Here is a 16,577-nt window from a genome sequence, read left to right as displayed (position 1 = left end):
TAATTAGCTATAGTTGTGAAAAGCGCCGCCGAAAAATCTGCTACTTCTGCCCTGATTCAGCGCAGTGACTCAGCATTTTTTGGCAAACGCGGGGAAGATAGCTTTTTTGCCGCTTCGGGCATTCAGGCCAAAATTGAAGTAGGCGTACCCGGCGATGCCTACGAGCAGGAAGCCGATGCCATGGCCGACAAAATTATGCGGCAGGCAAGTGCCTCGCCCGCCGAAAAGCAAGAACAAGGTAAGCTGCAAACCAAACCGCTGGCGAATAGCATCACGCCCATTATACGCCGCCAAAGCGAAGATGCAACCGCTGCTTCCGCCGTAAATTCCACGCTCGAAAATCAAATTATTAGTACCAAAGGCGGTGGCGATGCTTTACCCGGTAAAACCCGCGAAGAAATGGAAGCTGGTTTTGGTACCGATTTCGGCAACGTCCGGACGCATACCAACGCCGATGCTGTGCAAATGAATAAAGATTTAAGCGCCCAGGCCTTTACCCACGGCAACGATATTTACTTTAATGCCGGCAAATATGCACCCGAAACCCACGAAGGCAAACGCCTGTTGGCCCACGAACTAACCCATACGGTGCAGCAGGGCGGCAGCGTGAAACCTAAACTGGTGCAGAAAGCCGGCGAAGAAAACGAACAAACCACCACTTTTACGAACAAGAAGAAAGATGGTACCGTGGAAAGAGTGAGCCCGGCCGTTTATAAACTAATATTTAAGAATTTTTCGGTACCCAAACAGAAACAAACCTTCTTTAAGCCGGTAACCTTTAAATTTCCGGCTACCCGCGCCGACAACCAGATTCAGGTTTGGAGCGACAATATTTTAAAAGATGATGCGGTAGATAAAAAAATTGAAGCCAAGCTAAAAGCAAAAAATGCGCCGCCCCTGGTTAAAAACCAACCCGGCGAACCGGCTTACGGCTTGCGTCTGAAAAACAGAACCGGCGACCAGGCCAGTTATATAATTGGCACCATTGCCAATATTAAACAACGCATTATAAGGCCTTACTGGCTCGAAAGTGGCAAAACCGAACTGTTTGACGTAGATCACCAGCACGAAATGCAATTGGGTGGCCCGCCCGATTATGAAAACCTGTGGCTTTGGCAAGCGAGCGCAAACCGCAGTTCCGGCTCAAAGTTAGATAAATACCTGCACGACCGGATAGATGACCTGGTGCAGGAAGCCACCGGCCCCGAGGACGATAAAATCTGGAAAAAGAAAACCAGCCGCAAAACTTTTACCATAGAAATAAGCAGCTACAAACCCACCATGACCGTTGCCGGCGATGCAACAAAATTTTATACCCGCGACGATATAAGAAATGATTTAAAACCGCTCGACGGTTTGGTGCCGCTTACCGATAAAGAAATACAGGCAATAGGCTTTGGCCGCACCGACCAGTTACTCTTATTCCCCAACCCAGTAGGAGGCCGCGCCTACACGTTTAAACCCTGGAATCCGGATCAACCATCCTGGAAAGGAAATATTAAACTGGGCGAAAATGCGGTGCTGCGTAGCATAACTTACCAGAATGGGCAGGAAGGTACCATTGGCATTACGCTCTTCGAAAATCATAAAATGATTAAATCGGCCACGGACCCATTTCCGTTAAAGCCTATGGCCGGCATACCCATGGCCGCTTCTATACCCCAAGGCGGACCGCTTTTAAAAAGTTTGGGCGCAACCAGTATTTCGTTGTTTAGCCCGGTAGAATTCCTTGATGCGGCTTTTGAAGAAGGAAAAGGGTTGGTAGCCAGGGGCCGGATTAACGTTCCTGATTTACCATTTCTTAAAAGAAAAGATGGCAGCCCCGTTACCATTGATTTGTTGGTCTCGGGAAACGATGTATTTATTCAGAAAACTTTTTCTACGGAAGAAATTACCTTACCCAAACCTTTTAATATTACCAACAGCAGCTTAACCATTTCTTTAGCCACAAGAGACATTGGTAAATCTAATATTGCCGGCGAACTTAATTTCGAAATTGAAAACGTGGGTGCCGGCCACATTAATGGTAAAATTGGAGCCGACAAGAAATTTGCGATTAACGGTGAATTTATTTTCGATAAAAAATTATTAGATGGTACCGTTAAAGTCGGGTACGAAGCCGGAAACTGGTTTGTTAGCGGAGCAGCCAAGCTGGGCAAAACCAAAATACCCGGCGTTAAAACCCTGGCAGTTGCATTTTCTTACGACCAGGTTACCGGCATTTTTACCGGTTCCGGCGAAGCTAAATTGTCCACCCCCATTATTGATAAAGTTGGGATTACCGTAAGCGCCAATACAAAAGGAGACTTTACGATTGTAGGCACCGCCGATTTTTCTAAAATTCCGAGGTTAAATGAAGCCAGCGGGGAAGTTACCATTGATAAAACCGACGAAGGCTGGGATTTAGCCATTGTGGGCAAAGCTAAACCCGATATAGACATAAAAGGCCTGAAATTAGAACAGGTTAATTTTACTTATAAAAAAGGCCTTTTTACGTTAGATGCCGGTATATCTTACGAAAATGGCAAAATACACGGCAACATAAACGCGGGCGTAACAAATAAACCCGTAAAAGAAGATGGCACCAAAGGCGAGGGCGAACCGGGCAAAGAGTTGCATTTTTATGCCGATGGCACCTTGCGCGTGGAGGTAGCAGCCGGTATAGATGGCACCATAAAAGTAAAAATAAAACCCGACGGCGATATTACCATAGCCGGCAAATTAGAACTAACCGAAGATAAATACATTGTTGACCCCAAAAGCAACCCCAAAGCATTAGCTATTATTCCGGAGTTTAAAAAAGAAATACCAGTATTATCTTGCGGAATTGCTTCTGTAAAACTGGGCCTTGTAGGTGGCGTATATGTATTTTACGATTTTGACGGCATAAAATTCGATAAATCTACTAATATTCAAGTTCATGAAGTAAGCCTGAATAATCTGGCTAACCTTTCGTTAACTACCGATATTAGCATGAGTACCGGTTTAAGAGCCGGCGTTAAAGCTTATATTGGCGCTACCGCTGCTTTGGTGGTATTAATAGCCGGTATTCGGGGAACAGGCAAAATTAATCTTACCATTACTGCCATTGATGCCAAAGCCAACGCGAAAGCTAAAGCGGCGTTTTCCCCGGAAAAAGGCCTGCAGTTAACCGAGGCTTCCGTTAGTTTCGACGTATATTCTAAAATAGGTTTCGATGTGTCGTTGGGCCTGGAAGTATATCTGGATTTAATATTAGGGGAAATAAGTCTTTGGTCGCACGAATGGAAACCAGAAGCTTTAAAAGGAGAAAGAAAATTTAAATTATTTGACGAAGATATTAAACTGCCTTTAAATTTTGGGGAAAACAATAAAATAGCCACTTCTGATTTAGAACAAGATTTTAAAGCCCCCCTGGAGAAAAAAGCGAACAACGAAGAAACGTACGTTAAAGCTTCTAACAATGCCGTTAACGAAGATGGCGCGCCTTCTAAAGAAGAAAAAGATGAGGAGGCCCGGCAAAATATTAAAAGAGACATAAAACAAATATACCGTGGGCCTTACAGCAAAATTGTTTTCGCTTTTAATTCCTCCATCGATTCTGCCTATTTTGATCAGCGATTTGGTATCTTAAACCAAGTACAGAACCTGGAGGGTTTAGATCCCAAAGCCAAAGAACAGTTTGTAAAGGAAATAGAAGCTTACGAGTTTGAAGAATACGAAGCCTTTGGTAAATACCTGGAAACCGAAACTTACTTTGATGCGCCCACTTTATACGGCCTCATAGATGAATTTATTTATTACCGGCCTACACTGGGTGAAACCGAAAGAATAAATTTACGCAGCCTGGTACCCGCCAACAAAGCAGGTGCTGCCGGATCTGCCACCAAAAAAGGAGGCAAGAAAAAGACACCCGTTAAACGCATGCCACTGCCTAACAGCGGCGCTGGTATTAGCCGGCCCGAACTAAATATTGGCACCGCGTTGCAACGCTTCTCCAGCGAATTAGACTAACCAGAATTTAAATGGAATATTAATCAACTTCTTAAAACTACCCCGCAGGCCTAATGGAAACCGCAGCAAAACCCGTATCTCAATCGTTAAACAACGAAGGCGTGCTATTATTCTTAAACGGAAAAACCACCGCCGCCAAGGAAAAATACGAACAAGCCATTGCCGCTGATCCAGAGAACGGAGCCGCGCACAATAATTTAGGTTTTATATTGGCCCAGGAAGAAAAATGGCGCGAAGCAATAATTTGCTACGAAAAGGCCATTCAGTTAAATTCCGCCAACGACCACGCGCTGCTTAACTGGGGAAATGCACTCCTGAGGTTGCAGCAATATTCTGCGGCGAAAGAAAAGTATGAACAAGCGCTGGCGATTAACTCCGGCAACGCCGCGGCTTGGGATAGTTATGCCAAACTGCTGCTAATCTTAAACGATGCCGCTGCTGCCATTAAGGCCTGGCAGAAAGCCACTCTCCTGAACCCGCAGGAACCAGCTTATTTTCTGGAAATTGGCATTGCTTTAATAGAACTTAACCAACACCAGCGGGCCCTGCGTTATTTAAAACAAGTGTTGGTGCTTAATCCGGAAAACGTAAGCGCTTATTCCTACTTAGGTATGGTGTACTTAATCCGGCAAGATTATACTTTATCGCGGAAGTACCTGAAAAAAGCTTTAAGCCTGGAACCCGAACACGTACGTGCCCGCTATTATTTAGCTTTAAATTATTGGGGTGTAGGGCAGCCGCAACAAGCTATCCGGGAACTGGAAAGAATATTGGTTTTTCATCCGGATGAAGGGAGCACCCTAACCGATTTGGCTGTATTGTATATGGCCGAAGAGGAATTAAGCAAAGCCGGCAAGCTTTTACAACGTGTGCTGGCCCAAAACCCCGCAGAGCCAAAAGCCCAATATTACGAAGCCATGCTTTGCCACTTACAAAAGGATTATGAGGGGGCGTATAGCCGCTTCTTAAATTTGCGCGAACAAAATCCGCCGGTTTACGGCGAAAAAGCCGCCGAATATCTTCAAATGTATTTTACCACCGTTCATTCTTAAAATTATGAGAGTATATTCCCGCCGTACCAACCCGCCTACCAAAGACCAGCAGCCTTTCTTTGGCGCAAAAGATAACATTACCAATAAGGCGCAACCGTTTTTTAAAGCCAGCAACATTCAGCGTAAAAAAGAAGCTGTACGAAAGGCCGGCGAGCCCGAACAGAAAAAGCCGGAAGAAGAAGCGAAGATGCAGAAAAAGGATCAGGAAATAGAAGAGCCAAAGGTGCAAAAAGCGCCGGACCCGGAAAAAGAACCGCAAGATAAGGTCCAATCCAAAACCCTTCACCGGAAAGTAAAATATTCCTCCGAAACCATCCGGCAGTTGGGCCCTGCCGGCGCCGCCGAAGTTAACCCGGCACTGGAACAAAGATTGCTGGCCAGTAAAGGCAACGGCTTTGCCCTGCCCGATGACCTTTTGCAGGAACTGAACAGTAAAATGCAGTACGATTTTTCCAGCGTAATTATTCATACCGATGCCGAAGCCGTAAAAATGGCCGAAGAACTGGGCGCATTGGCATTTACCCACGGCAATGATATTTATTTCAATCGGCACCAATATGCACCTTATGCTTCGAGTGGCCGGCAGTTGCTGGTGCACGAACTAACCCACGTAATGCAACAAGCATATTAACAGCACCAATGAAAAAACCTGGTAAATTCTTTACAGAAATAATAAAACCGGAGCGCGGCACATTATTCCGGGGTATTGCTTTGGGCACGCCCATTGCCGCGGTTAAAGAACTGGAAGGTAAGAAGTTTGAAAAAGAAACCAAAATAATGCACTTTGTTGCTTATACCTTAAACTTTCAGCGGGGCTACCGCGATAAATATAAGGTGGTGTATTATTACGATAAAGAGCAAAAAGTAAATTTTATTGAAGCTTTGGTCCGGTATGACCCAGAAGAAGCCACAAAAATGACACTGGCAATTTTTACAACTTTATGCCAGGAAGTAGATGAATATTTGCAGCGTGCCTTGGGCGAGCCGAACTCGGAAACAGAGGAGGTAGAAGATTTAGGACCGGTTACTACCAAAACCTGGGTATATCGTAAAGAAGCTATTCCCACGGAAGTAACGCAAATGTATTACCGCGATGCCAAACCCGGTAATCCGGCCGAAATGAAATTAATTTTGCAACCTTATACCGAAGCGTGAAAGTAAATTTACACCAACGCGTGCTGGATTTTGTGCATTTGCTGGTGCAAAATCGCTTGCGCCATTATACCGGCGCTGCCACCAGCGATTTTCTTTTCGATAAAGCCAGCAGCCAGGCTATTCTGCATACAGAACGATTTAAAGCAATATTTAAAAACCATATTCCTACGGATGAAGAATTAATAATTATTTTGCTGGCCTTGGTGCCGCACCTGCAACCGGCATTTTATTCCCATCTTATTCAGGAGTTTTTTCCGGAGGGTGGTGATTTTCCGGAGTTTGGTGGGGTTAAAGGCTTGAATCACCGGGGAATATTGCCTACCGGCGAAACGGCCCTATTTGTGCTGGCCGGTAGTAACCTGGAAAAGCGCCTGCCAATACAAACCTTATTGCATCATAATGCCTGGCTAAGCCAGAGTGGCATTTTGCAACTAGAGCCGGTTAAGGCCGGCGAGCCAACCATGAGCGGCCGCCTGCTTTTAGACGAAGAAGTCGTAGAATTATTTACCTTGGGTAAAGTATTGCCGCCCCGGTTCTCGAATGCGTTTGCCGCCGAACGCCTTGCTACCGAACAAGAGTGGAGCGATTTGGTACTGAACGATTACACGCAACAGCAAATCAGGGATATACAAATTTGGCTGCAGCACAACCATACTTTGTTGTATAGCTGGGGCATGCATAAAAAAATTAAACCGGGTTACCGCAGTTTGTTTTACGGTCCGCCCGGTACCGGCAAAACCTTAACCGCTACTTTACTAGGCAAACATACCCAATTAGAAGTATTCCGGATCGATCTGTCCCAGACTGTTTCAAAATATATTGGCGAAACCGAAAAGAACCTGTCCAGAATATTTGATAAAGCCCAGCATAAAAACTGGATCTTGTTCTTCGACGAAGCCGATGCTTTGTTTGGCAAACGCACCAATGTGCGCGATGCCCACGACCGCTACGCCAACCAGGAAGTATCGTACCTGCTGCAGCGCATCGAAAGTTATCCGGGTGTCGTTATATTGGCTTCTAACATGAAAAGCAATATAGACGATGCCATGCTGCGGCGTTTTCATTCGGTGGTACACTTTCCAAAACCAAATGCAGCTGAGCGGCTAATACTTTGGGAAAAAGCCTTACCCCAGCAAGCCAAACTGGCCGATGCAGTTGATTTAGCCAATATTGCGCAAAAGTACGAACTAACGGGTTCGGGTATTATTAACGTAGTACAACGGGTTTGCCTCGAATTTTTAACGCAGAACCTAACCGCTATAACTAACGATATTTTAGAAATTGCCATTAGAAAAGAAATGGAGAAAGAAGGTAAAATGGTTTAGCCTACAGCATTCAAATATAATACCCCTTGCCATTACCGCATTATGGCAATTTTGCTTTAACAAATCACCTAAATTGTAAATATCGTCTTAGGCCTATAAACAAAATTCTTCTTTCTGGTTAAAGGGTATGTCGGCTTTTACCCAATCCAAATCCTGCTGAAGTTTGTGGTGCAAGTTTCATACTACGTATTATTCCCAAAGCTTCTCTTTTATATAGTTACTTAAAGCGGTTAAAGTTTCTATACTTTCTTCGTTACCATATATTGTTCTTTTAACGTGGCTAGGCCCAATGTAACATATATGAGTTCCGGGTACCTAAGGCTACGGTATTAATTATTTTCTCCAAAATAAAAGCCATATCGGTTGTTCTTTCAATTGCTAAAATCGCACCCATTTGCATAGTTAATATTTGTATTAAAAATTAACTATGCAGTTGCTTAACTATCATGCACAGTTAAGGATTATGCTATTTTGCTTAAAATGTAAGTATTTAGCAGTTTTAAGGATATTTATACTTTATTAAGGTTTGTTTCAGTTATTATTTTGAAATGAAGCTGTTGTTTAGAAACTTCATAGCTAAAAATTGAGCAATAAATTTAAGGTAAATGGTTTTATTTTAGTGATAATGGCTTATTGTTGAGTATATAAATAGTTCTTGTAGCGTAAGAATATTCCAGAATTTAAAGAAAGTGCCAGTAGTTTTACATTTATTGAGTTGTACTTTATAAATATTAATTTTTTATATATTAGCTAAGAAAAATTCTTTTGAATAGTAAACTCATAAAATATTGTAATTTTTAAATATAATTGCTATTTGTATTTTATTAATTATAATGTTTTTAATATGTTTGCATTCGTAATATTCTTTTAACTGGTTTCATGCTTAAAACATTTACACAAATTCTGAACAGAAATAATGAACCGCATTTTTTATTGGTTCTTCTAATTTGGATTTCTATTGGTTTAGAAACGCACCTTTGGTGGCAGATTAGTTTTTATGGAGCAGCCCTGCTAACAGCTTTAGTTGGTTACTCGTTGTTGTTTTATGTGTTACCTGCTTTATCAAATAAAATTGAGCAGCGGGCTCAATAAAAATAGAGTGCCAAAGCAATAGGTAAGCGCTGCAACATGCTAAGGATCTATCCTGTATTAGAGTTTTTAGAGCAAGAGAATACCACTAAACCAAAAATGGTATTTTAATTTTATGCCTGCTGATTTAGAGTAAGTTAGTACAGCGGTTTAAGCAAAGAGCTGGATTAGCAAAAAAACGCTTTGGTTTTATGATAAATTTATTTTAAACTAGAACTTAGCTTATAAAGGAATCATACTAATTTATATGCCCGAAAAAAAACGGTGAGCAAAAGTATCCAAGCTATAATCCTATACGTTATAAGTATAATAAAGAGTACTGTTTAATATTTTACTAAATTTTTTTGCTTAAATGAAAGGTAAAAGCTTAATCAATAAGCTGGAGAGAATGGGATCGCTTACTCATATTATCTGGGCTTTTTTTGGTCTTCTTTTCTTAGTATATGTATTATTGTCTTTTTCAGATTCCATTGTCTCAGACAATAACAAGCGTGTTCTGAATTGGGGTAAAGTAGACCTGAAAAGCCAATTACCTTAATTTCCTGACAACATAATAAATACATTCCCGCATAGCAGCCCTGACTAAAGCATTAGGTAAAAACTGAAAATCAGGCAAAAAGCAATACAAATTGGTTTAATTAACCAAAGCTCCCGTATAAAGGGGAAAAATTAGCTTATGGATACGACCAAATTACTCATTGTTGCCTGGAAAAAATTGCCACCTCCGAAGGAGCATCCCAATGACCGCATTAAAATTTCGGTTTCGTTAGATGAATTGGAACACCAGGAAGAGGTTACCCGCAGTGGTAATGCTGATAACGCTGGCTTGGGTGATAGTTCCCACCAGATTGAATTTTACAAGAAAGAACAAAACGGAGAAATAATCTGGGAGGTAGGTAATATTTCTTAAAACTAACCAGCAACCAAGCTTTGTGTTAATTTAAGCAATCCTTTACACCAAGCCGTTAATAGCCCTTACTCGAAGCCTGGTCTAAATTGTTCTTTGCCGGCGTAGCAAACCGGGCTGCTCACTTCCGCTTCGTCTGTTGTTAAATTTGTAGGGGGCTGTTTTTTTAGAGGGCCGCTTGGTTTTAAAAAATTAAGCCCACCTGCTATAGAAGGTTTTGTCCATTGTAGCAAATGGTTGCGGGGCTGCAACCCGGTATAAACCAACTTAAATTCTTTCATAGCTAAGCCTCACCCGAAAATATTAAACCAAAAGCTGTATAACTGTTTACGAAAGCTTAGGGCAAAAGGCAACACCGCTTAGAAACTGCGCAGCCTAAATATTGGCCCCGAGCAAAAGCAAAATAAAGCAGCCCTGTTATTAACCGGTGTATTATTATAAATTTCCGGCTACCAACAAGGCTGCACTACTTATTAAAGCAAAATTTTACTTGCGGGTAGCTTCTAACTTATAAATAACCACCCCGTCCGGTTCCTGTACCCTGGTCTGACCTTCCAGTTTGTTTCCTTTAATGGTACCGCTCATTTCAAAAGTATAAGTGCCCGAATCCAGGATTACTTCGCCGGCGTACACAAATTTTTCGCCGGTTACTTCGGCTTTGGTAATTTTGGTCGGCTTTTCCTGTTGCAGTTCGTTTATCAGAATGGTGCCGGCGTAACCGGCGGGTCCACTGCCGCGCTTCACCGATAATACCCCGGTAATAGCATCTCTTTCGGGAGGCGTCATTACAAATTCCCATCTTCCTTCCAGTTCAGCCACTAGTTTTAAAGCGTGCAAAACCGGTAACGTGCGTGGGGTTAAACCGGTAGCAATTAATTGCGAATTAGCTAATACCGTGGTAAAAGTAAAAGCAGCCAAACCAGCCGCCGCAAAAGTAATTAAGCGTTTTTTCATAAAGGTGTTTTTAAGTGATTGTAATTAATTATATAAAATATTATGAATCAATTAATTAATTTAGGGTAGCCACCTGTTTAAAAAGCGCCGGTAAGCCACTAAGCTATTTTAGCATGAATTAAAAAGCCTGGTAATATTGAATTACTTAGCCGTAACGTCGGGTTAATTAGCAGTAAAAATTTAAAGGATTATAAGCCTGGTATTTCTTACTTGCGGGTAGCAGTTAAATTAAAAATAACGGGGCCATCCTCAGTTTTTACTTTGTTCTGACCGGTCATTTTATCGCCTCTAATAATACCGGTTAATTCAAAAGGGTAGGAGCCAACGCGGGTTTGCACTTCGCCGATGTACGTAAATTTTTCGCCGTGAATTTCGGCTTTGGTTACCTTGGTTTGAGCTTCGTAATCAATAGTGCTCACCGATATCCAGCCGGTATAACCGGCCGAGCCACCGCGTTGCACCATTAATACACCCGAAAAAGGCGCTTGCTCCGGGTTGCTCATGGTGTAATCCCATTTGCCTTCTAAGGTAGTACGTTCGGTGGTTACCTGCTCTTGCGGTGCCGGCTGGGTAGTGCCCGTAACAGCACCCGGCGTAGCACAACCGGTTATAAATAAAAAAATTGCAGCGTTAAACAATGCTGAACTATTTTTTAAAAGCTTCATCTTACTAATATTTAAACCGAAAGGTAAAATCTATAAATTAAATAATAAATTTCCAATTTTCATGGGCCTGCCTTTAACGATGTTCTTAAATATTGCCCGGTAAAATTCAGGAACATAGCTTACCGCTTTAAATGTGGCGGCGACATTTGGGTTGGTAATCAGCTTAAACTTTAAGGGTGACAACATCCAAAATAATAAATATTAAGTATAAAGGCACATGCACTACGTTTCCATCGACCTCGAAACCACCGGTACCAACCCGGCCCGCCACCAAATAATTGAATTTGGCGCTATAATAGAAAACACCAATAAAAATACCGACCTGCAGAATTTACCACGCTTTAAACGCATTGTTAAACACCCGGAATATACCGGCCAAGCTTTTGCTTTTAATTTAAATGCGCGCATTTTTCAGGAACTGGTGCAGCCCACCGGGGCTGCGCAGTTTTGCGAAGCGCCCGAACTGGCCCAGCAGTTTAAAGATTTTTTATTGAATAATGGTTACGAAACCGATGAAGGAAAAGATTACGTGCGGATATTGGCGGCCGGTAAAAACTTTGCTGCTTTTGATTTAGCCTTTCTGAAAAACTTACCTAACTGGCGCGATCATATCCGGATTAGCCAACAAATTCTGGACCCGGCCATGTATTATATAAATTTTAAAGAAGATCAAAAATTGCCTTCTTTAGAAGAATGTAAAAGGCGGGCTGGTTTTGAAGATGTTACGGTTAGCCACGATGCCCTGGACGATGCCCTGGATGTGGTGCGGCTTTTGCGCCAGCATTATTAAGCCCGCCGGCTAGCCGCCCTGCCAGCAGAACCACCTGGCTGCTATTTTGTAAAAGTATACCGGAAAGAAATACTGGGCCGTAAGCCATTAATAATATTATACCGGTTTTCCGAGCCCCGGTGGGTAAAACCAAAAAATCCTTTTTTTATATCCCCCGAAATCGTAAAGGGCAATTTAGGTAGCTGGTATTCGGCGCCCAGCACGCCCATTAAGGTAGTGGTATTGGCAACTACCCTGGCGCCAGGGTCCGGAATATTGGGGTTGCGCGGATACCGGTAAACTTCGAAATTAACGCCAGCGCCGGCATACCACTGTAGCTGCGGCGCATCGGAGATTTGAAAGTGGCGCAGTACCGCCAGGTTGCTGCTTACAATATTGCGTCCGCCCGGTGTGATGTTAAACTCCAAAGCCGCCCGCGAAGAGACAAAATGTTTTACGCTTAAACCTTTAGGGTTAGCCAAAGCCGTGCCTATACCGGTTAGTTGAAGGCCGATAGCGGTTTTATATGCCTTATTGGCCAAGGGCTTTTCTGGTGCAATTTGGGTAGAATCCTGGGCAAATACATTTAAGGTTAAAAGCAGGCACGCCAGCAAGGCGCCTGACCATTTTAAGTTCATAATTACAGATAATAAAGGCTTTATAATAAAGAGTACCTGCGCCGGTAAATGGTTGCAGATGGGCGCAAAAATATTTATTACGCTATATAGGGCCTGGTTTAGTCCCGGATTCTTGCAGACCAGGTTAAAACTAACTACCTTATCCCAAATTTAACCTTAGAATAATCCTGAGTAATAAGTAAGATGCATATAAAAAATACAGGTTTCGGGTTGCTGCTGGCCGGGCTGCTTGCATTTGCCGGCGGTATCCATTTGGCCCAGGGGCAGGGCATTACGGTTAATTACGATGAAGCCAAAGTGGGTACGTATACCTTACCCGATCCGCTTCGGCTGCCGGATGGTACGGCGGTAACTACGGCCCGGCAATGGGAGCAACAAGCCCGTCCGGATGTACTTAATTTATTTAAAGAGCATGTTTACGGGCAAATGCCAGCCAAGCCGGCCGGGCTGCGTTTTAAAATCCGGAACGAAAATAAAAATGCCCTTAACGGATTGGCAACACGCAAACAGGTTACTATTTATTTTACGCCGGCGGCCGATGCACCCAGCATGGAAGTACTCCTGTATATACCTAACAAAGTACAAGGGCCGGTGCCTGCTTTTGTAGGGCTTAATTTTTACGGCAACCAAAGTATTCACCCAGATAAAGGAATTTTGCTGCCAACGCGCTGGGTTAATAATAACCCTAAAGGCGTGGTTAACAACAAAGCTACCGAAGCCTCGCGGGGTTTACAGGCCAGCCGCTGGCCCGTAGAAGAACTCATGAAACAAGGTTTTGCGTTGGTTACTGCTTATTACGGCGATTTAGAGCCGGACCATGTGGATGGCTGGAAAACAGGAATCCGGACTACGCTGAATGATGAATTAAAAATTAAAGAAGACGAGTGGGGCGCGATTGGGGCCTGGGCCTGGGGCCTGAGCCGTATTATGGATTACCTCGAAAAAGATAAAAGCATTAACGCCGGGCAAGTAGCTTTAACGGGCCATTCGCGCATTGGCAAAGCGGCTTTGTGGGCGGCCGCCAACGATAACCGGTTTGCCCTGGTTATTTCTAATGATTCCGGTGAAGGAGGCGCGGCGCTGGCCCGCCGGAACTACGGCGAAACCATTGCCCAAATTAACCGGTCTTTCCCGCACTGGTTTAACCCAACTTATAAAAATTACAACCAGGCCCCCGAAAAAATGCCCGTAGACCAGCACATGCTGCTGGCATTAATGGCGCCCCGGCCTTTGTATGTAAACAGTGCCTTAGAAGACCAGTGGGCTGACCCGCGGGGCGAATTTTTAAGTGCCCTCCAAGCCGAACCCGTTTACCAGCTCTACCAGAAAAAAGGTTTGGGCGTAACCGAAATGCCGCCCGTAGAAAAGCCCGTCGGCGAAACTATTGGCTACCATATTCGCAATGGCAAGCACGACATAAATGCCTACGATTGGCAGCAACATATTGCCTTTGCGCAAAAGCATTTTAAAAAGAAAGCTAAACCCAAATCCTGAATAAGTGCTGCGTAGGTGCCGGTATATTTAAATATTTTCAGCGCCACGCTTTATGCTTAGTACAATATTTACTTTACAGCTTTAAGTTTGTTATCGGGTTACTAGCCAGATATTTAGTTACTACATGAAACGCCTTTCCAAAAATCTTACCTTTCAGGTACTCGTTGCTATTACGTTAGGAATATTAGTGGGTACCTTTTTCCCCGAAACCGGAGCCAAACTTAAGCCCATTGGCGATGTTTTTATTAACCTGATAAAAATGGTTATTGCCCCGGTAATATTTTTAACCATTGTACTGGGCATCAGCAGCATGGGTAACCTGAAAAAGGTGGGCCGGGTAGGCGGTAAGGCGCTGTTGTATTTTGAGGTGGTAACTACCTTTGCGTTAGTGATAGGTTTGGTAATTGCCAACGTAACAAAACCCGGCGTGGGGCTGGCAATTAATAATTTGGCCAAAGGCGATATTCGTGCTTACCAGAAAGGCGCCCAGGAAATAAACTGGGTAGAATTTATTACCCACATTGTACCCGCCAACGTGGTAGATGCTTTTGCCAAAGGCGATATTTTGCAAGTGTTATTGTTCTCGGTGTTGTTTGGCGTAGGTTTAGCCAAAATGGATTTAGCCGGGCATTCGCTTATAGCTACTTTCGAAAAGCTCTCAAAAGTGTTTTTTAATATTTTGGCCGTTGTAATGAAACTGGCACCTATTGGTGCTTTTGGCGGCATGGCTTACAGCATTGGCAAATTTGGATTGGCTACACTTATACCGCTGGGTAAGCTCATGTTGTGCGTATACGCCACCATGTTCCTGTTTATTTTTGTGGTGCTTAACTTAATTGCCCGGCTGTATGGCTTTAGTTTATGGCAATATTTAAAGTTTATTAAAGAAGAAATATTAATAGTGCTGGGTACTTCGTCTTCCGAGTCGGTGCTGCCCCTGATTATGCGCAAACTGGAGCGGTTTGGATGTTCCAAATCGGTGGTGGGCTTGGTTATTCCTACCGGTTATTCTTTTAACCTCGATGGCACTACTATATATTTATCTATGGCGGTAATATTTCTGGCGCAGGTTTTTGGGGTAAATTTAAGTTTCTCGCAGGAGCTGGCCATAATTGGAATATTAATGGTTACTTCTAAAGGCGCTGCTGCCGTTACGGGTGGCGGTTTTATTGTATTGGCCTCTACGCTGGGCGCCTTAAAGGTAGTGCCCATAGAAGGCATGGCGCTTTTGCTGGGCGTAGATAGGTTTATGTCAGAGGCCCGCGCCATTACCAACTTAATTGGTAACGGCGTAGCCACTATTGTAGTAGCCAAAAGCGAAGGCGAATTTGACCAGGTGCAGCACGAAATTGCCTTAGCCGGCGGCGACTTGGTGCCGGAAGAAGAACTGGCTTAAAAATCTTAAGTAGGTTAATGTATATAAAACAATTAAATAACCTTATTTAAGTTATCTAATATATTCATAAACAGCCGCAATCAAATTTTAGATTTTACAATTAACCCGAAGGTTTGGCCGGCCATCCTGAATTTCCGCTTTAAATATTAGATTATCAATAATATTGATATTAAATAAACTGAAAAGCAAATTGTCAAGACTTGCTAAACTAACATGGGAACTGGAAAAAGACCTTGTCTGCTGCTATTTCTAATTGCTTTTTTAGTTTTTCGGCCTAGCTGGGGCGCGGTATTACCCTATCAGGAAACCAGCAAAACTACCATAACCGGTACGGTAAAGGATGATAAAAATAACCGCTTACCTTATGTAAGTGTGGGTATTGTAGATGAAGAAACGGGTACGGTAACCAATAGCGACGGGGCATTTATACTACTGATTAAACCAGAAAATAAACAAGGAGTTCTTCGTTTTTCCTTTATCGGACACGAAACAGTTGAGCTTAAGGTAGCCGATGTTATTTCCCGGTTTTCGGAACAAAAAACATTAGCCATTATTTTAAAAGCAAAGCCTGAAGAAATAAAAGAAGTTAACGTTGATGCCAAGCGTTGGATTACTTCCGTGAAAGGCGGCAAGGTGGGGCCGGGCGCAAAGTTTCACCAGGCTTTTATGAGAACGCCCGGAACGTTAGAAGAGCATCTGGGCCGGGAAGTGGCCTTGTTAATTAATAACCGCAAAAAGCAAGCTTTTCTGAAGAAGTTAGATTTTTGTATAAATGCTAATTATTACACCAATGTTAAATTCAGGATTAATATTTATTCTGTTGCTAACGGGCGGCCGCACGAAAATATTCTGAAAGAGAATATTTATTTAGAAATTCCGGACAGGAAAACCGGTTGGGTTGAAGTGGATTTGGAACCCTATAATATTTACCTGGAAGACGATTTTGTAGTATCGTTGGAGTGGATTGACTGCGAACCTAAACCCAAGAATGTTAGGTATCTTACTTTATCGGGCGGTATTGGCGGGCATACCGTATTTCAAAAAAAAGCAAGCCAGGCAAAATGGGAGAAATTTCCGGGGGCAATAGGTATGTACGTTACGCTGCAACACGAAAAGTAGAAATAACATTTTAATATTTTA

The 16,577-nt window shown here is 43.0% G+C and carries 15 protein-coding genes; 11 read left to right on the top strand and 4 right to left on the bottom strand.

Features of this window, described 5'->3' with window-relative positions:
* Nucleotides 1-15 precede the first annotated feature (15 nt).
* From F0145_RS06845 to F0145_RS06815, 7 genes are all read left to right on the top strand, one after another.
* Nucleotides 16-3,993 carry an eCIS core domain-containing protein gene (locus F0145_RS06845; protein ID WP_223815853.1) on the top strand — a complete coding sequence of 1,326 codons (3,978 nt, stop codon included), beginning with the start codon at nucleotides 16-18 and terminating at the stop codon, nucleotides 3,991-3,993.
* 53 nt (nucleotides 3,994-4,046) lie between these two features.
* Nucleotides 4,047-5,045 carry a tetratricopeptide repeat protein gene (locus F0145_RS06840; protein WP_150087567.1) on the top strand — a complete coding sequence of 333 codons (999 nt, stop codon included), beginning with the start codon at nucleotides 4,047-4,049 and terminating at the stop codon, nucleotides 5,043-5,045.
* Nucleotides 5,046-5,049: 4 nt separating this feature from the next.
* Entirely contained in the window at nucleotides 5,050-5,676 is a 627-nt protein-coding gene (locus F0145_RS06835; protein ID WP_150087566.1) for an eCIS core domain-containing protein, read from the top strand.
* Nucleotides 5,677-5,684: 8 nt separating this feature from the next.
* A complete protein-coding gene (locus F0145_RS06830; RefSeq protein WP_150087565.1) occupies nucleotides 5,685-6,200 on the top strand; it encodes a hypothetical protein in 516 nt (171 codons plus the stop codon).
* Entirely contained in the window at nucleotides 6,197-7,525 is a 1,329-nt protein-coding gene (locus F0145_RS06825; protein ID WP_223815852.1) for an ATP-binding protein, read from the top strand. The genes F0145_RS06830 and F0145_RS06825 overlap by 4 nt, the downstream gene beginning before the upstream one ends.
* Before the next feature lie 879 nt (nucleotides 7,526-8,404).
* Nucleotides 8,405-8,617 carry a hypothetical protein gene (locus F0145_RS06820; protein WP_150087563.1) on the top strand — a complete coding sequence of 71 codons (213 nt, stop codon included), beginning with the start codon at nucleotides 8,405-8,407 and terminating at the stop codon, nucleotides 8,615-8,617.
* A gap of 673 nt (nucleotides 8,618-9,290) precedes the next feature.
* A complete protein-coding gene (locus tag F0145_RS06815; RefSeq protein WP_150087562.1) occupies nucleotides 9,291-9,524 on the top strand; it encodes a hypothetical protein in 234 nt (77 codons plus the stop codon).
* 65 nt (nucleotides 9,525-9,589) lie between these two features.
* On the opposite strand, the gene F0145_RS06810 is transcribed toward F0145_RS06815, so the two are convergent.
* The 3 genes from F0145_RS06810 to F0145_RS06800 form a co-directional block, all read right to left on the bottom strand.
* On the bottom strand, nucleotides 9,590-9,802 hold the full coding sequence (locus F0145_RS06810; protein ID WP_150087561.1) for a hypothetical protein: 213 nt from the start codon (nucleotides 9,800-9,802) through the stop codon (nucleotides 9,590-9,592).
* A gap of 205 nt (nucleotides 9,803-10,007) precedes the next feature.
* Nucleotides 10,008-10,475, bottom strand: coding sequence for a hypothetical protein (locus tag F0145_RS06805; RefSeq protein WP_150087560.1), 468 nt, complete (start codon nucleotides 10,473-10,475; stop codon nucleotides 10,008-10,010).
* A 206-nt stretch (nucleotides 10,476-10,681) separates the two neighbouring features.
* Entirely contained in the window at nucleotides 10,682-11,140 is a 459-nt protein-coding gene (locus tag F0145_RS06800) for a hypothetical protein (protein ID WP_150087559.1), read from the bottom strand.
* A gap of 217 nt (nucleotides 11,141-11,357) precedes the next feature.
* Between F0145_RS06800 and F0145_RS06795 the strand changes: the two genes are divergently transcribed.
* Nucleotides 11,358-11,930, top strand: a complete 573-nt coding sequence (locus F0145_RS06795; protein WP_150087558.1) for an exonuclease domain-containing protein — start codon at nucleotides 11,358-11,360, stop codon at nucleotides 11,928-11,930.
* Between the two features lie 41 nt (nucleotides 11,931-11,971).
* Here F0145_RS06795 and F0145_RS06790 read toward each other — a convergent pair whose 3' ends face one another.
* Nucleotides 11,972-12,547, bottom strand: coding sequence for a hypothetical protein (locus F0145_RS06790; protein WP_150087557.1), 576 nt, complete (start codon nucleotides 12,545-12,547; stop codon nucleotides 11,972-11,974).
* Between the two features lie 183 nt (nucleotides 12,548-12,730).
* Between F0145_RS06790 and F0145_RS06785 the strand changes: the two genes are divergently transcribed.
* The 3 genes from F0145_RS06785 to F0145_RS06775 all read left to right on the top strand — a co-directional run bounded on the left by F0145_RS06785 (nucleotide 12,731) and on the right by F0145_RS06775 (nucleotide 16,556).
* Nucleotides 12,731-14,041: a glucuronyl esterase domain-containing protein gene (locus F0145_RS06785; RefSeq protein ID WP_150087556.1), complete on the top strand. Its 1,311-nt coding sequence runs from the start codon at nucleotides 12,731-12,733 to the stop codon at nucleotides 14,039-14,041.
* A gap of 124 nt (nucleotides 14,042-14,165) precedes the next feature.
* Nucleotides 14,166-15,437, top strand: a complete 1,272-nt coding sequence (locus F0145_RS06780; protein ID WP_150087555.1) for a dicarboxylate/amino acid:cation symporter — start codon at nucleotides 14,166-14,168, stop codon at nucleotides 15,435-15,437.
* A gap of 213 nt (nucleotides 15,438-15,650) precedes the next feature.
* A complete protein-coding gene (locus F0145_RS06775) occupies nucleotides 15,651-16,556 on the top strand; it encodes a carboxypeptidase-like regulatory domain-containing protein (protein ID WP_150087554.1) in 906 nt (301 codons plus the stop codon).
* The last annotated feature ends 21 nt before the right edge of the window (nucleotides 16,557-16,577 follow it).

It is taken from the genome of Adhaeribacter rhizoryzae, assembly GCF_008629685.1.
Classification (GTDB): Bacteria; Bacteroidota; Bacteroidia; order Cytophagales; family Hymenobacteraceae; genus Adhaeribacter; species Adhaeribacter rhizoryzae.
Note: the sequence above shows the minus strand (reverse complement) of the source record. Positions and strands in the feature narration are given on the sequence as shown.

Excerpts from the sequence above, each read along its gene's own strand:
- F0145_RS06840 (WP_150087567.1), top strand. The coding sequence starts at position 4,047 with ATGGAAACCGCAGCAAAACCCGTATCTCAATCGTTAAACAACGAAGGC.
- F0145_RS06835 (WP_150087566.1), top strand. The coding sequence starts at position 5,050 with ATGAGAGTATATTCCCGCCGTACCAACCCGCCTACCAAAGACCAGCAG.
- F0145_RS06830 (WP_150087565.1), top strand. The coding sequence starts at position 5,685 with ATGAAAAAACCTGGTAAATTCTTTACAGAAATAATAAAACCGGAGCGC.
- F0145_RS06820 (WP_150087563.1), top strand. The coding sequence starts at position 8,405 with ATGCTTAAAACATTTACACAAATTCTGAACAGAAATAATGAACCGCAT.
- F0145_RS06815 (WP_150087562.1), top strand. The coding sequence starts at position 9,291 with ATGGATACGACCAAATTACTCATTGTTGCCTGGAAAAAATTGCCACCT.
- F0145_RS06810 (WP_150087561.1), bottom strand. The coding sequence starts at position 9,802 with ATGAAAGAATTTAAGTTGGTTTATACCGGGTTGCAGCCCCGCAACCAT.
- F0145_RS06805 (WP_150087560.1), bottom strand. The coding sequence starts at position 10,475 with ATGAAAAAACGCTTAATTACTTTTGCGGCGGCTGGTTTGGCTGCTTTT.
- F0145_RS06800 (WP_150087559.1), bottom strand. The coding sequence starts at position 11,140 with ATGAAGCTTTTAAAAAATAGTTCAGCATTGTTTAACGCTGCAATTTTT.
- F0145_RS06795 (WP_150087558.1), top strand. The coding sequence starts at position 11,358 with ATGCACTACGTTTCCATCGACCTCGAAACCACCGGTACCAACCCGGCC.
- F0145_RS06790 (WP_150087557.1), bottom strand. The coding sequence starts at position 12,547 with ATGAACTTAAAATGGTCAGGCGCCTTGCTGGCGTGCCTGCTTTTAACC.
- F0145_RS06785 (WP_150087556.1), top strand. The coding sequence starts at position 12,731 with ATGCATATAAAAAATACAGGTTTCGGGTTGCTGCTGGCCGGGCTGCTT.
- F0145_RS06780 (WP_150087555.1), top strand. The coding sequence starts at position 14,166 with ATGAAACGCCTTTCCAAAAATCTTACCTTTCAGGTACTCGTTGCTATT.
- F0145_RS06775 (WP_150087554.1), top strand. The coding sequence starts at position 15,651 with ATGGGAACTGGAAAAAGACCTTGTCTGCTGCTATTTCTAATTGCTTTT.